10 protein-coding genes are annotated in these 15356 nt (G+C 52.7%); 9 read left to right on the top strand and 1 reads right to left on the bottom strand.

All coding sequences use genetic code 11. The features are described from left to right. The first annotated feature begins 93 nt into the window (after positions 1–93). From ET33_RS10130 to ET33_RS10095, 8 genes are all read left to right on the top strand, one after another. The gene (locus ET33_RS10130; RefSeq protein WP_200879202.1) at positions 94–1860 is read left to right on the top strand and encodes an amidohydrolase; all 1767 of its coding nucleotides are present in this window, start codon (positions 94–96) and stop codon (positions 1858–1860) included. A gap of 201 nt (positions 1861–2061) precedes the next feature. Further along, positions 2062–3279 (top strand): macrolide family glycosyltransferase, encoded by a 1218-nt coding sequence (locus ET33_RS10125; RefSeq protein ID WP_036680246.1) that lies wholly within the window; start codon positions 2062–2064, stop codon positions 3277–3279. Between the two features lie 140 nt (positions 3280–3419). Continuing rightward, the gene (locus tag ET33_RS10120; protein WP_036680244.1) at positions 3420–5732 is read left to right on the top strand and encodes a helix-turn-helix domain-containing protein; all 2313 of its coding nucleotides are present in this window, start codon (positions 3420–3422) and stop codon (positions 5730–5732) included. A 215-nt stretch (positions 5733–5947) separates the two neighbouring features. Continuing rightward, the gene (locus ET33_RS10115; RefSeq protein WP_036680242.1) at positions 5948–7567 is read left to right on the top strand and encodes an extracellular solute-binding protein; all 1620 of its coding nucleotides are present in this window, start codon (positions 5948–5950) and stop codon (positions 7565–7567) included. A gap of 45 nt (positions 7568–7612) precedes the next feature. After that, positions 7613–8569, top strand: coding sequence for an ABC transporter permease (locus ET33_RS10110; RefSeq protein ID WP_036680240.1), 957 nt, complete (start codon positions 7613–7615; stop codon positions 8567–8569). A 16-nt stretch (positions 8570–8585) separates the two neighbouring features. Beyond that, positions 8586–9467 (top strand): carbohydrate ABC transporter permease, encoded by an 882-nt coding sequence (locus tag ET33_RS10105; RefSeq protein WP_036680238.1) that lies wholly within the window; start codon positions 8586–8588, stop codon positions 9465–9467. A 17-nt stretch (positions 9468–9484) separates the two neighbouring features. Further along, positions 9485–11722 (top strand): glycosyl hydrolase family 95 catalytic domain-containing protein, encoded by a 2238-nt coding sequence (locus ET33_RS10100; RefSeq protein ID WP_036680231.1) that lies wholly within the window; start codon positions 9485–9487, stop codon positions 11720–11722. 122 nt (positions 11723–11844) lie between these two features. Next, positions 11845–13716 (top strand): chondroitinase-B domain-containing protein, encoded by a 1872-nt coding sequence (locus ET33_RS10095; RefSeq protein WP_036680228.1) that lies wholly within the window; start codon positions 11845–11847, stop codon positions 13714–13716. 92 nt (positions 13717–13808) lie between these two features. On the opposite strand, the gene ET33_RS10090 is transcribed toward ET33_RS10095, so the two are convergent. Beyond that, a complete protein-coding gene (locus ET33_RS10090) occupies positions 13809–14498 on the bottom strand; it encodes a YHYH domain-containing protein (RefSeq protein ID WP_036680219.1) in 690 nt (229 codons plus the stop codon). A 222-nt stretch (positions 14499–14720) separates the two neighbouring features. Between ET33_RS10090 and ET33_RS10085 the strand changes: the two genes are divergently transcribed. After that, complete coding sequence (locus ET33_RS10085; RefSeq protein ID WP_036680891.1) at positions 14721–15071, top strand: VOC family protein; 351 nt, start codon at positions 14721–14723, stop codon at positions 15069–15071. The last annotated feature ends 285 nt before the right edge of the window (positions 15072–15356 follow it).

Below are 15356 nucleotides of genomic sequence, written 5' to 3'. Positions count from 1 at the left end.
ATAAGGTAACATTGAAGGAGGAAACAAGGGTTGTCGAATAAAACCATAGTCGTTGAAGCAAGTTTAGTCATTCATAATGCCCTTATCGTGACGATGGACGATGCTAAGCCTACAGCAACAGCTGTAGCCGTTAAGGGCGGCCAATTTCTGGCCGTTGGGGACGATGCCGAAATCATGCAATATGTGGGGACCTCCACGCAGGTTGTGAACGCAAATAGGCGAATGTTAATTCCGGGGTTGAACGATTCTCATATTCATCTGATTCGAGGCGGTCTCAATTATAATCTTGAGCTTCGGTGGGATGGGGTACCTTCCATAGCGGATGCCTTGCGGATGCTGAAAAAGCAGGTGGATCGTACTCCTGCGCCTCATTGGGTCCGTGTTGTCGGAGGTTGGACAGAGTTCCAATTCGCGGAACGCCGAATGCCGACTTTAGATGAAATCAATCGCATTGCTCCGGATACCCCCGTATTCATCCTCAATCTTTACCGCCAAGCCTTTTTGAACAAAGCAGCTCTGAGAGTCATCGGGTATACGAAGGATACGCCGAATCCGCCGGGCGGAGAAATTCAAAGGGACGGCCAAGGTCATCCCACAGGAATGCTCATTGCCAGACCTAATGCGACTATTTTGTATGCAACTCTGGCTAAGGGGCCAAAGCTTTCCTACGAAGATCAAATCAATTCAACCCGGCTGTTCATGAGGGAATTGAATCGCTTCGGCATCACAAGCGTGATCGATGCCGGAGGAGGCTTTCAGAACTATCCCGATGATTATCAGGTCTTTGAAGAGCTTGATAAGCGCGGAGAGATTACGGTGCGCACGGCGTATCATTTATTCACCCAGCATCCTAACAATGAGCTGGCTGATTTTAAGGCATGGACCGCTACAACGCAGCCTTACACGGGCAGCGCCTACTATCGTCATAACGGTGCAGGCGAAATGCTGGTTTACAGCGCTGCTGATTTTGAAGATTTCGTAGAACCCCGTCCGGAGCTTCCGGCTGTACTGGAAGACGAGCTTTTTGAAGTGACTCATCATCTTGTGCAGCATCGTTGGCCATTCCGTCTCCATGCAACCTATGGAGAATCCATCACACGCTTTCTCGACGTATTTGAACGTGTGAATAAAGAGGTGCCTTTCCAAGACTTGCGCTGGATTCTCGATCATGCCGAAACGATCCGTGAGCAGGATTTGGAGCGGGTCGTTGCCTTAGGCGGTTCGATTGCCGTACAAAACAGAATGGCTTTCCAGGGTGAGTATTTCGTCGACCAATACGGGACAGAAGCAGCGGAGAATGCTCCTCCAATCACCAAAATGATGAAATCCGGATTGCGCGTTGGTGTCGGAACAGATGCGACCCGAGTAGCCAGCTATAATCCTTGGGTGGCCTTATACTGGTTAGTGACGGGCAAGACGCTTGGCGGGCTAAGCTTGTACCCTGCTTCTAACCGTGTAGAGCGGCACCAAGCGCTTCGCATGTATACGACAGGGAATGCGTGGTTTTCACAGGAAGAAGATGTGAAGGGGCAAATCAAAGCAGGCCAATACGCTGATTTTACCATTCTTTCAGATAATTTCTTTACGGTCGCCGAAGAAGAGATTAAAAAAATCGAGTCCGTCTTTACGGTAGTTGGCGGCAAAATAGTCTACGGCGCACACGAATTTCAGCCTTTGTCGCCGCCAGCGCCGAAAGCAAGTCCTGACTGGTCTCCGCATAATTACTTCGGCGGCTATTACAATGGGGCAAATTATGGCGGTGGATCAGGAGCCCCATCGCCTCAACAGATTCGCCTTCATCGCGGGTGTAACCACCATCATGGCAGCGGCTTCTGTGACTTGGACTGCTTTGTTTTCTAAAGCGTGATTGCGAAAAAATTACAATCCGATCGAGAATTTGATATCTAAAGTCTGCCCGGATTGGGGCAGGCTTCTTTTTGCGCAGCGGGGGCTAGGATCTTCGGCTTCGGAGTTTGTGGCTGACAAGTTTATTCTACACAAAGAAATTCATTTATTGTATATTTAGGACAATAATGGAATTCCAATTTGGAGGTGAACAAGATGGCTCGTGTGTTGGTTGTGATTACTCCGGCTGAAGGTCACGTGAATCCGTCGCTGGGATTGGTCAAGCAGTTGACGGACAACGGCGAGGAAGTTGTCTATGTATGCACGGAGGAGTATCGTTCCAGAATTGAACAAACCGGAGCTGAGTTGCGGACCTATCCTTTTCCCGAAGACGCTTTTTCCCATGATCCGGTGTTAAAGCCAGCGGAGTACAAGCATCCTTACCAGTTCGTCTATATGATGGTTGGTGGGATTATTCGGAAGATCGTCCCGGAAGTTCTGCGGGTTACCGCGGATGAAACGTTCGATTATTTGATTTTCGACTCCTTGATGGGGTGGGGAGGCACGATCATTGCGGAAAAGCTGGGCATCCCTGCGGTATGCTCCATCGCTTCCTTTGCTTTCGTAGAGCCTTTGGGGACTGACCAAGACATGGATGAGAACCGTAAGGACGTCAAGGAGCTGTATGAGGCTACGATGAAGTTGACGCGGCAACTAGCTGATGAATTTCAAGTGCGTGCCCCGGCTATGGATGAAATTGCCAAACATGAGGGGCGATTAAAGCTCGTTTATACAAGCCGCTATTTTCAACCGCAAGCCGAAAAGCTGGACGATAGCTTTATTTTTGCCGGTCCTTCGATCGTGCCGCGTCAAGATGCTCCGTCTTTCCCGTTCGAACAGCTGCGTGCCCGACATCAACAGACGGTTTACATCGCAATGGGCACCATCTTGAATAAAGATTTGGATTTTTACAAGCTCTGTTTTGACGCATTTCAGGATTTACCGGCGACGTTCGTCTTATCTTCAGGCAAACATACGGATATGGAACCGTTGATGGATCGGATTCCCGCTAATTTTATAGTAAAACCGTACGTTCCGCAGCTGGAAATGCTGCAGCGTGCAGACGCCTTTATTACCCATGCAGGAATGAACAGCACAAGTGAGGCCCTGTATTACAATGTGCCTCTGGTGATGATTCCATTAACCTCGGATCAGCCTCTTGTGGCGAAGCGGGTGCAAGAGCTGGGAGCAGGCATTACTTTGGATAAAAATAACCTTACCCCTGCTGCTTTGAGAGCTGCTTTGGTAGAAGTGTTAAGCAATCCGGATTATAGGCAGCAGGCTCATGTGATCGGCGAATCGTTACGCCAGGCCGGCGGCTATAAGCGGGCTGCAGATGCTATAACGAATTATTTTGCCGCTATTAATAGATAAAAAGAGTTCTGGCATCTGCCGGTCCGTAGGCTCCCCCTTGCAGCCCTAGAGCAAGAAGAGGCTTTTCACCTGAATCGTTTCCTGTATAATGGAATGAAAGCAGTTACAATTGCTATGGGGGACATTCAGGAGGCGGGCCAATGCGTCGAAAAGGAATTCGGTTCAACAAACATAGCGTGATCGTCACGTGGCTCATTTCCTACATTTCGGTGCTGCTTGTTCCGATTATGATCAGCGCGATTCTATATGCCGCCGCTTGGCATGTGGTGGAATCGGAAATCAACCGCGCCAACGAATCGATGCTCCGGCAGATGGAGCAGGCGATTGACGGCAATCTGGCAGGGATCGAACGGTTAAGCCTCGAAATTGCGTTGAACCGGCGGGTGGCCGGATTTATTAATGCGCAGCAGCCGCTTACGGACAGCGACTACTACGATTTGATCAGTATCGCGGGCGACCTGCGGGTGTATCAAGTGGCCAACGATTTTATCGAGCAGATCTACATTTATTACAAAAACAGCGACACCGTATTGTCGGCACGGGATCACATCGACAGCCGGGCGCTGTACGGGAGATTGCGCGAGAAAGACGGGACGAGCTACGAGGAATGGAAGGCGTTCTTCGACAAGCGGTACATTCAGGAATACGTCCCCGTTACGATGCGTGGGGATGGCGAGCCGGTCAAGGCCGTCATGTACGCCAAGTCGATCACGCTCGACCATACGGATCAGCCGGGAGCGGTGATTGTGTTCGTCATCAAGGATTCGAAGCTATTGGACAATATCACGCCCGCCAATCAAGCTTCGATCGCTGTCGTGGACAAGCAGAACCGCTTGGTCGCCTCGACGGGCTTCGACCATAACCCGGCTGCACCGGTTTACGATCGTCTCGCGAACAAGCATGGCCTGTTGTACGAGACGCTTTCCGGCAAAGAGGTAGCCGTGTCCTACACGACGTCGGACAGCACGGGTTGGAAATACGTTTCGATGATTCCCGCCGAGCTGTTCGACGACAAGATGAAAACGATGAAGCTGCTCATCTATTCCAGCATCGGGCTAAGCCTCGTTATCGGCGGAATCGTGACGTTCTTGTTCTTGCGAAAAAATTACAATCCGATCAGCGTGCTGATTCGCAGCCTTTCCGTAAAATCGGGCATCTCCTTCGACGAAGGGTCGAACGAGTACGGGTACTTGGAGGAGGCGCTCAATACGACGTTTGCCGAGAAGGAGAAGATCGACCAGCGGCTTCACCGACACCGCGACGCCATCCGTTCCCATTTGTTCCAAAGTCTGCTGAAGGGCCGGCTGGAGCAAAACGTTCCAGTACACGAGTCGCTCGCCGCCCACGATATCCGGCTGACTTCGCCATACTTCGCCGTCCTTCTGTTTCACATCGATCATTACGGCAAGCTGGATTCGTCCGGTTATCCCGATCCCCGGATGGGCAGGCTGTTGCATTTTATTATCATGAACGTGGTGGAGGAAGTGGCGGGCAGCCGCCATCACGCTTTCACGACGGAAATGGACGATATGCTGGCATGCATCGTCAATTTCGGAGCGGAGCCCGATGAGGAGGAACTGCGGCGAATCGCAGCACAGGTCAAGTCGTTTTTGCTCGACCATTTCCATATCCGCCTCACGGCAGCGATCAGCGGTATCCATCAAGAACTGTACGGGATTCCGCGCGCCTATCAGGAGACACTGGAGGCGCTGGAATACCGTCTGGTGATGGGGAGCGGGGAAATTATCCGGTACGGCGATCTGCCCGGTTCGGATACGGCGCGTCCAGCCGGCAGCTACTACTACCCTTTGCATGTGGAGCAGCAGCTGATTAATTTCGTGAAGACAGGCGACCACGAGAAATCGAGTGCGATGATCGATGAAATTATCGGCATCAACGTCTCCGGCGCGCCCCTGTCCGTACCACTGGCCAAATGTCTCATGTTCGATATGATCGGCACGCTTCTGAAAACGATGGACGAGATCGGTGCGGGAGGCAAGCGGGATTTCCTTGAGCGGGTCAATCCGGTGGACCGGTTGACCGGCTGTGAAACGATCATGGAGATGCAGGTGCAGCTTCGCGAGGTGCTGGGCGAGGTATGCCGCTTGATCCAGAACGAGCGCAGCCAGGAGCAAAGCAATCTGCTGAGTCAGCAGATCCTCTCTTACATAAGGGATCGTTACAACGATGAAAACCTCAACATCTCGATGCTTGGCGAAGCGTTCGGGTTGACCCCGTCTTATTTGTCGAAGCAGTTCAAGGCACAGACGGGCAAGGCGCTGCTCGACGTGATCAGCATGACCCGGCTGGAGGAAGCGAAGCGGCTGCTTCCAGATGCGAAGCTGTCGGTTGCGGAAATCGCCAGAAAGGTCGGATACGCCGACATCAACACGTTCAACCGGATCTTCAAAAAATTCGAAGGCATTACGCCGGGAAAATATAGAGAGCTCTAATGTTGCTGTCCTGTCCAAGAAAAGCCGTTCAAGCATGCTTGCGCGGCTTTTTTCGGTTTTTGTATAAGGATTGCGGAAAAGCATGGCGCCATACTGCCGATTTTAACGGTGGAGTTTCGATTCTGAATATAGCTTCAAGATGCGCTTCGTAGCATAATGGCGCTAAGGTGCAGCAACCCGGAGTGCACACTTTCTTAACTCATAGGGGGATTCGCATGAAACAAAGCTCTGCCGGTAAATCGTTTCGCGCTGCGGCATGCGTCGTATTGGCTTCCAGTCTAATTGTCGCATGCACCAAACAGAGTAGCGGGGATGGCCAGAATGCGCCGAAAACGCCGGCGTCATCGTCGGAAGCTGGCCAGTACCCTATCCAAACGAAGGAAACGTTGACCTCGTGGGAGCAGATCAATACGAACCTGATCACCTTTGTGCCCAACCTGGCCGACTCGCCGTTCGGCAAACAGCTGGAGAAGGAAACCGGCGTGAAAGTCAAGTATACGCACCCGGTCGACGGACAGGCGAAGGAGCAGTTCAATCTGTTGATCGCGTCGAACAAATTACCGGACGTTATCGAATACGACTGGAATAGCTCCTATCCCGGAGGAGCGGAGAAGGCAATCGCCGATAAGGTCATCCTGCCGCTCAACGATTATATTGACAAGTATGCGCCCAATCTGAAAAAGCGGCTGCAGCAGGACAAAGAGCTTGACAAGATGGTGAAGACGGACAGCGGCAAATATTATGTATTTCCGATGATCCGTCCCGACAACGGGCTTGTATTCCGCGGGCCGATGATCCGCAAAGACTGGCTGGACGAATTGAAGCTGCAGGTGCCGACGACGATCGACGAATGGTACACCGTTTTGAAAGCGTTTAAAGAACAGAAGGGTGCGTCGGCTCCGTTCACTTCGCTGTACAGCAACGAGTTTAATATTCAAGATGCGTTTATCGGGGCCTACCGTACGGCGAACCGGTTCTACATCGACGACCAAGGCAAGGTAAAGTACGGACCGATTGATCCGCAATTTAAGGAAGTGCTTGCTCTTTTCCGGAAATGGTATGCGGAAGGGCTGATCGATAAGGATTTTGCCTTGAACACGGATTCGAAGACGCTGGACAACAAAATGTTGGGTGAAAATTCGGGAGCCACCGTCTCTCTGCTCAGCGGCGGTATGGGCCGTTGGATGGAAACCGGGAAGAAGAAAAATCCGAAATTCCAACTCGTTGCCGCCCCGTATCCGACCTTGAAAAAAGGGGAGCGGGCCTTCATCGGGCAGCGTGATTTCAAATACAATCCAGCCGGCAGCAAAGCGGTAACCGTCGATACGAAGCATCCCGAGCTGGCCGTCCAATGGCTGGACTACGCTTTCAGCGAGAAGGGCAGCCTGCTGTTCAACTTCGGGATTGAGGGCGAGAGCTATGCGATGAAGGACGGCGCACCGCAGTTCACCGACAAGATAACGAAAAACGAGAAATACAATCTCCAGCAAATGGTGTCTCAATATACGAAGCCGAACGGACCGTTTCCGGGAGATAGCCGGAAAAGCTTCAACACGTTCCCGGAGCAGGATGCAGCCATAAAAATATGGTCCGAAACCGATGCGGCCAAGCATGTGATGCCGCTGTTCATTACGCCGACGGTCGAGGAGAGCAAGGAAGTAGCCAAGCTGAATACGGCGATCGCGAGCTACAAGGAAGAAATGTTCGTGAAGTTTATTATGGGCAAGGAACCGATTGACAAGTTCGACGATTACGTGAAGCAGATTCAATCGATGGGAATCGATAAGGTGACGAAAATTTATCAGGAAGCGCTGGACCGTTACAATAAGCGATAAATCGGTCGCCTTCCTCACGGGAAGGGCTTGGAAGGGAGAGAGAACATGAGCGCCATGAACCCGGAAACGACGATCGCCGTTATCCCGAAGAAGCGCGCGCGCATCGGCCTGCTGGTCGATATCCGGAAAAATAAGCTGCTGTACGTCATGCTGCTTCCGGTGCTGCTCTTTTACGTGATATTCCACTATGCCCCGATGTATGGGGCCGTCATCGCGTTTAAAGATTTTTCGCCCCGGCTCGGCATAGGGGACAGTCCATGGATCGGCTTCGAGCATTTCGAGACGTTTTTCACCGGGGCTTATTTCTGGAGAACGATCAAAAATACGCTGCTGATCAGCTTCTACGAGCTGTTGTTCGGCTTTCCGGCGCCGATCGTGCTTGCCCTGCTGCTTAACGAAGTGAAACACACGATATTCAAGCGCACGGTGCAGACGGTCACCTATTTGCCGCACTTCATCTCGCTCGTTGTCATCTGCGGCATTGTGAAGGACTTTACAGCCAGCGACGGCGTTATTAACGATATCCTCGTCTATATGGGGGGAGAACGTCTGTCGCTGCTCCTTGAACCGGATATGTTCCGCTCGATTTACGTCTCGTCAGGGGTATGGCAGCATATCGGCTGGGGAACGATCATCTTTTTGGCCGCCTTGACCGGCATCGATCCCGAGCAGTACGAGGCCGCCAGAATGGACGGCGCCGGACGGTGGAAGCAGATGCTGCATGTCACGATTCCGGGCTTGATGCCGACGATCGTCATTTTGCTTATTTTGAACATCGGACGGCTGATGAATGTCGGATTCGAAAAGATCATTCTGCTGTACAATCCGAGCACGTACGAGACAGCCGATGTCATCTCGTCGTATGTATACCGGGTCGGCTTGCAGGATTTCAATTACAGCTTCAGCTCGGCGGTCGGGTTGTTCAACTCCGTCATCAATTTTATGCTCGTGATCTTTTCCAACTGGTTGAGCCGCAAGCTGAACAATACGAGCTTATGGTAGAAAGGAGGAACAGCCAATGCTGAACCGGCGCACCGTTTCGGAAAGATGCTTCGATGCCGGCAATGTCGTCTTTTTGACTTTGCTGATGGTGCTCACCATTTACCCGATCATGTACGTGGCCTTCGCTTCCGTCAGCGACGCCGCAAGCTTGATGGCGCACAAAGGCATGCTGTGGACGCCGCTCGGATTTTCGCTCGAGGCGTACGCGAGCGTGTTTAACAACCCGATGATTTTGAAGGGCTACGGGAATACGCTGTTCGTCGTCGTCGTCGGCCTTGCGTTCAATCTGTCGCTTACAGCCTTCGGGGCGTATGCCTTGTCGCGCAAAAGCTTGCGCTACCGCAAGCCGCTTATGCTGTTCATCGTCTTTACGATGTTCTTCAGCGGTGGACTGATTCCGTTTTATTTTACGGTCAAAGGCATCGGGCTTGCTGACTCGCTGTGGGCGCTTATTATTCCGCATGCGATCAATACGTTCAATCTGATCATCATGAAAACGTCGTTCGAGGCGATCCCCGACAGTCTGGAGGAATCGGCCAAGATCGACGGGGCGAACGATTTCGTCATCCTGTTCCGCATCATGCTGCCGCTGTCCATGCCCGTCATCGCGGTCATGATGCTATATTATGGCGTCAGTCACTGGAACTCCTGGTTCCATGCGATGATCTTCCTGCAGGACCGGTCGCTGTATCCGCTGCAGCTCGTGCTCCGCGAAATTTTGCTGCAGGGCGAAGCGAGCTCGATGGCCGTCGGCGCGACGGAGAGCGATGTGGCGATGCTGTCGGTTACGCTGAAATACGCGACGATTATCGTTGCGACGGTGCCGATTCTTCTCGTGTATCCGTTCCTGCAAAAGTACTTCGTGAAGGGCGCGCTGGTCGGCGCAATCAAAGGATAAGGAGCGGAACCCGCAGCATGAATGATAACGAAATGGAAAATGTCCGCCTGGATCTCAATTGGGAGCAGTTTATGGCCGATAACGATATGGAATGGGTCGTTAAGCCCGTTAGCTGGGACGAAGGGGCTTTTATCGGCAACGGGCTGATCGGCGCGATGATTTATGGGGAGGAGAATGCGAAGAAGCGGAATGTGCTGCGGTTCGTTGCGGGCCGAACGGACGTGACGGCGACCCGGACGGACCGTCCGGGCTTCCGTCCGCGCGTGCCGGTCGGCGAGCTCGACCTGGAGCTGGAAGGGATGATTTACCATCCGACTTCGATGCGGCTGGATTTGTGGAATGCCGAGCTGCGAGCCGTATTGACGACGACCCGCGGAGAGGTCCGGGTCCGAGCATTCGTCCACAGCGAAGCGGAGGTTATGGCCGTCGAGCTCGAGACGACGGAAGGGGAAGAAGGCGCGCGCTTGGCATGGTATGCGAATTCCGAGGTGGACCCGGTGCTTAAGTATGCCGATGGCATCAATACGAACCAGTACATTCCGGAGGAAGAGGTGGACAAAACGACGGGGAAGGACGGCATGTTCTTCTCCATCCAGCGGTTTGCCCCGGATGAAGGCTGTGTCGCGGCCTGGAAGGAAATGCGGGCGTCCGAAGGCCGCCGCCGCATCTGGTATGTCAGCATCGCCAACGGCCATGACGAAAAGGCGAAAGAGCAAGCTGCGGCTTCGGTGAGGAACGCTTCGGAGAGCGATTTCGGCACGTGGGTCGGCGCGCATCGCCGGTGGTGGCACCGGTATTACCGGCAAAGCTTCGTTTCGCTCCCGGACAGGCGGCTGGAAAGCTTTTACTGGATTCAGATGTATAAGCTGGCCTCGGCCACGCGGGCCGACCGCCCGCTGATCGACAATCAGGGACCGTGGCTTGCCCCGTCGCCTTGGCCGGGGATCTGGTTCAACATGAACGTGCAAATGAGCTATTCGCCGGTCTATACGGCGAACCGGCTGGAGATCGGGGAATCGCTCGTACGGACGCTCGACGCAAACAAGGAGCATTTGATCGGAAACGTGCCCGAGCCGTTCCGGCACGATTCGGCGGGATTGGGCCGAAGCAGCAGTTATGATCTGAAAAGCGAAGTGGACGACGAGGTCGGCAACCTCGCCTGGATCTGTCACAACGTTTGGCGGCATTACCGGTACGCTATGGATGACGAGATGCTGAGAAACGTGCTGTATCCGATCTTGCAAAGAAGCATGAATTACTATTTCCACCTGCTGGAAGAAGAGGAGGACGGCAGACTGCATCTGCCGCCGACCATTTCCCCCGAATACGGCTCGTTTATGCGGACGAGGGTACGCGACTGCCATTACGATCTGGCGCTCATCCGCTGGGGCTGCGAAACGCTGCTGGCCATAAGCGAGCGGCTGGGGGAAGCGGACCTATTGTGCTGGAAATGGCTGCACGTTCTCGACCGATTGGCGCCGCTGCCGGTGGACGAGACCGGCCTCATGATCGGCCGCGACACGCCGCTTGCGTACGGCCACCGGCATTTCAGCCACCTGCTCGCCGTCTTTCCGCTGCACCTGATCGGCTGCGACAGGGAGGAGGACCGGGAGCTGATCGCCACCTCGCTTCGCCATTGGATCGGCAAGGAGGGCGATTTGCGCGGCTTCAGTGTGACCGGCGCGGCATCGATCGCCGCTACGCTCGGCTGGGGGAATGAAGCGCTTCGCTTGCTGCAAGCGCTGCTGCTGATCGTCAAGCCGAATACGATGTACAAAGAAGCAGGGCCGGTCATCGAGACGCCGCTTGCGGGAGCGGAGGCGATTCATGACATGCTGCTGCAAAGCTGGGGAGGGACGATCCGCATCTTCCCGGCCGTCCCCGACGAATGGCGGGATGCGGCGTTTCACGATCTGCGCGCCGAAGGAGCTTTTCTCGTCAGCGCCGTGCGAAGAGACGGCATCACCCGGTTTATCCGCGTGAGAAGCTTGGTCGGGGAGCCGTGTATTGTCCGGACCGGGTGGACCGGCATCGTCCGGTGGCGGAAAGCCGGAACAGCCGCCGCTGAAGCGATGGTCGACTTGGGAGCGCAGGAAGGAGATATCGCCTTGGACTTGCAAAAGGGAGAGGAAGCGATTTTGTATCCGGACGGCGAGCTCCCGGATCTGCGCATACGGCCGGTATCTCCCTCCGGAAGACCCGTCCGCTATTTCGGCGGGCATAAGCCTTGGCGGCTTTACGACTTTCCGTTTTGAGAGGCCGGAAATTGAAGGTTTTAATGATCTTTTCAGCATTTTGATGATTTCTTTTGCCCCGTTTTTCTTTGTAAAATGAAACCGGAGTGCACTCTGCAATTAAAAAAAGAAGGAGCGATGAAATGATAAGACGAACAAAGCTATTTACGGTTTTTGCATGCGCTTGCTTGCTTCCTGCGCTTATTCCTGCCGCACCCGGTTATGCAGCGGATGCCAAGCTGCAGGTTCCGGCGTCTGCCGTAACGGCGAGTAAGGACGACGGCAATGTTTCGGCCAATACGGTAGACGGCAATCTGTCTACACGCTGGTCCGCCAGCGGCGACGGGGAATGGATCAAATTCGATCTAGGCGCCAACAAGAAGGTCAGCTATATGAAAATGGCCTTTCTAAACGGGGATACCAGAACTTCCAAGTTCGATATTCAAACCTCGACCGACAATGTGAGCTTTAAGACGGTAAAGGCGAATGCGGTTAGCAGCTTGAATGCAGGACTGCAAACCTTTGATTTTCCTGATGTCAACGCGGCCCGGTACGTAAAAATTATTGGGCACGGCAACTCGGTTAATGCCTGGAACAGCTACACCGAAGTAGAGATTTATGGGGAGGGTGCCGAAGGCGTGCCGGTTTCCACCTCTGCCGAGCTGACTGCGGCCATTGGCAAAGCGGTTGCGGGCACGACGATTGTGCTCGCCGACGGTACCTACACGCAGGATGCTCCCTTCGTCGTGAGCGGCAAGAACGGCACGGCGAACAGCCCGATTACGATCAAAGCGGCAAATCCGGGCCAGGCCGTCATTTCCGGCGGGGCATCGCTCAAAATTCAAAAATCGTCCTACGTTACGATTGAGGGCTTGAAGTTTACGAACACCGGCAACACGGCCCTCCTCTTGGACGGCTCCAACAATATTCGGGTGACCCGAAATCAATTCGCTTTGCCGGCAACCGGAAAAGACTTGATCTGGCTGCAGGTGAGCGGAGCGAACAGCCATCACAACCGGATCGACCATAATGATTTTGGTCCCAAGAACGACACGAGTCCGCTCATTGCCTACGAAGGCGACGGCAAGGGGAACATCTCGCAGTACGACGTGATCGAATACAACTACTTCCATGAGGTCGGCCCGTGGGTAGACAACGGCAAGGAAACGATACGTCTGGGGCTATCCAAAGTCTCGTTGTCCAACGGGTACAACACCATTCAATACAATTTGTTTGAGAACTGCGACGGTGAACCCGAAATCGTCTCCGTCAAAAGCAGCGGTAACACGGTCCGCTACAATACGTTCAAAACCTCGAAAGGGGGACTTACTTCGCGGCACGGCCATAACAACGAGTTTTACGGGAACTTCTTCCTTGGCGACGGCGTGAAAACGGAGCAATCGGGAATTCGGGTGTATGGCAATGACCATAAAATTTACAACAACTACTTCGAGAATCTTACCGGGACGGCCATCCATCTCGACAGCGGCAGCTTCGACGGCGGCACCGGCGGGTATCCGCCCAATCCGACGCTGGACCAATTGAGAGCGCATTGGAAAATTTATCGCGCCCAAGTCGTCAACAATACGATCGTAGGCAGCAAGGGGGGGATTGTTATCGGGTCCGGAAAGGCTTACGCTCCTCAAGACAGCGTCGTGGCGAACAACATCGTGAAAAATTCCACGGGCACGCTTTATAACGAAGCGGCCACCAGCAACACCGTATTCGAAGGCAACATCGGGTATGGCAGCACGCTGAGCAATAAATCGAGAACGGCTTCGGAGATTCGCAACGCCGACCCGTTATTTCAAACCGTGAACGGATTGCAAAAATTATCCTCCGCCAGTAAGGCGGCGATTGACGCCGCAGTTGGAACGTACAGCTATATCAAGGAGGATATGGATGGCGAAGCCCGCTCATCCGCTCATGATATCGGAGCGGACGAGTATTCCACGGCCTCGTCCTTCAAGAATCGTCCGCTGGAGAAGACCGACGTAGGGCCGGACGCGCCATAACTTTAATTTTATATTTGCCGCAAAAAAAAGGAAAAGTGCCATCCCCGCGAGGAGAGGCACTTTTTCTCATCCAGAGCCGCCTGATGGCAGCCTTACTTCGAGATGTAAAAGGCGTTATTTTCAAACTTTGTCGTCAAGCCTAAGTCCTCGACAGCCAATTTCCAGGTCATCGGGAAATAGGTCACATCATTTAAAACAAGCAGCGGATACGTTTCTGTCGAGTTGTCAAACCAGGCATCGTTTACAAATACGTTGAAATCGGGAAGCTTGGCGTACAGCTTTGCAGGCGGGGAGCCAAGGTCGGGATTCAGCTTGGCTGCTTTGTTGGCCGTCTTCCGGATCACAAATCCCGTCTCTTTATCCCACTTGGTTTCGAGTCCCAAAGCCTGCGTGTAGCTCCAAGTCATTGGGAAATAGGTAATGTCCTTGTAGGTAATGACCGGATACTGCGCAGAAGCATTGGAAACTTCCTGATTATTTACATAAACCTTAAAAGTGGGGACATTCACCTTGATCATGCCGTCTGGGACTTCTCCTTTTGCCGGGGAAGAGGGAGCCGCCTTCGGCGAGCTTGACTTGCTGCCGGAACCGTCGCTTGAGGTGCTTCCTCCATTGTGATAATGATATTCGCCGTCTTCAAGCCCCCATTTTGCACAATTGGTTCTGCACGTGTGTCCTCCATTTTTATCCGTTCTGCCGGGATGAGCGCTTGCGATCGATGTGATCGACGAGAACGAAAGACTGAACAGAACAATCCCTAACACCGCTTGGTTTAGTTTCATAAAATGACCCCCTACTATGTAGTTCTATCTTCTTATAATTCTACCATCATTAGGAAAATAGGACAATTGCATCAAGTCAATTTGATCCATGATGAAATAGATTAAATCAAGTGACGGGTTTTCACGCATCATTCAACAACAAACTGTGAAAAAGTTATCATTTGCATGAATGTGATACGATTTAGGAGAAATCAACTTTTTAACCAAAGGATGGTGGATGTGATGAAGCTGAATCATATCAATTTGACGGTCACGGACGTACCGGCCGCTCAACAGTTTTTGGAAACTTATTTCGGACTCAGGCCGATGGACACGAGCGGAGATGCGCGCGGCAGTTCATTCGCAGTGCTATTTGACGATAACGGAATGGTGATTACGTTAATGAAAGGAGCCGAGGTTCAGTACCCTAAGACGTTTCATATCGGCTTCATTCAGGAGAGCGAAGAGAAGGTGAATGAGATCAACCAACGCATGAAGGACGACGGATTCGATGTTAAGCCGCCGCAAAGATCGCATGGATGGACGTTCTATGTGAAAGCCCCGGGCGGTTTTACCGTTGAGGTCCTTGCTTAAGTGGAACTGCGATAAGGGAAAAGTTCGAGCCGGCCGGAGGCACAGTCCTTCAGCCGGTTCATTTTTTTGTCGAATAATGTTATAGAATATGTGTCTTTCGTTTCTTTTTGATGAAAACAGGACAATAGGCGGATAGTTTATCGATTTATCGTTAAGGCTGAGAAGACTCCCTCTTCGATAAGGGGGAGATGAATCAGCATCTCTTGTGCATGAATACGAACATACGTGCTATAATTATCATAAAATCACCAAAGGAGGTGAATCCCGCATGTTGCATCATAAAGC

This window comes from Paenibacillus tyrphae, assembly GCF_000722545.1.
Classification (GTDB): Bacteria; Bacillota; Bacilli; order Paenibacillales; family NBRC-103111; genus Paenibacillus_G; species Paenibacillus_G tyrfis.
Note: the sequence above shows the minus strand (reverse complement) of the source record. Positions and strands in the feature narration are given on the sequence as shown.

Bases quoted from the DNA above. Each gene is read 5' to 3' on its own strand.
- ET33_RS10130 (WP_200879202.1), top strand. From the start codon at position 94: ATGGACGATGCTAAGCCTACAGCAACAGCTGTAGCCGTTAAGGGCGGC.
- ET33_RS10125 (WP_036680246.1), top strand. From the start codon at position 2,062: ATGGCTCGTGTGTTGGTTGTGATTACTCCGGCTGAAGGTCACGTGAAT.
- ET33_RS10120 (WP_036680244.1), top strand. From the start codon at position 3,420: ATGCGTCGAAAAGGAATTCGGTTCAACAAACATAGCGTGATCGTCACG.
- ET33_RS10115 (WP_036680242.1), top strand. From the start codon at position 5,948: ATGAAACAAAGCTCTGCCGGTAAATCGTTTCGCGCTGCGGCATGCGTC.
- ET33_RS10110 (WP_036680240.1), top strand. From the start codon at position 7,613: ATGAGCGCCATGAACCCGGAAACGACGATCGCCGTTATCCCGAAGAAG.
- ET33_RS10105 (WP_036680238.1), top strand. From the start codon at position 8,586: ATGCTGAACCGGCGCACCGTTTCGGAAAGATGCTTCGATGCCGGCAAT.
- ET33_RS10100 (WP_036680231.1), top strand. From the start codon at position 9,485: ATGAATGATAACGAAATGGAAAATGTCCGCCTGGATCTCAATTGGGAG.
- ET33_RS10095 (WP_036680228.1), top strand. From the start codon at position 11,845: ATGATAAGACGAACAAAGCTATTTACGGTTTTTGCATGCGCTTGCTTG.
- ET33_RS10090 (WP_036680219.1), bottom strand. From the start codon at position 14,498: ATGAAACTAAACCAAGCGGTGTTAGGGATTGTTCTGTTCAGTCTTTCG.
- ET33_RS10085 (WP_036680891.1), top strand. From the start codon at position 14,721: ATGAAGCTGAATCATATCAATTTGACGGTCACGGACGTACCGGCCGCT.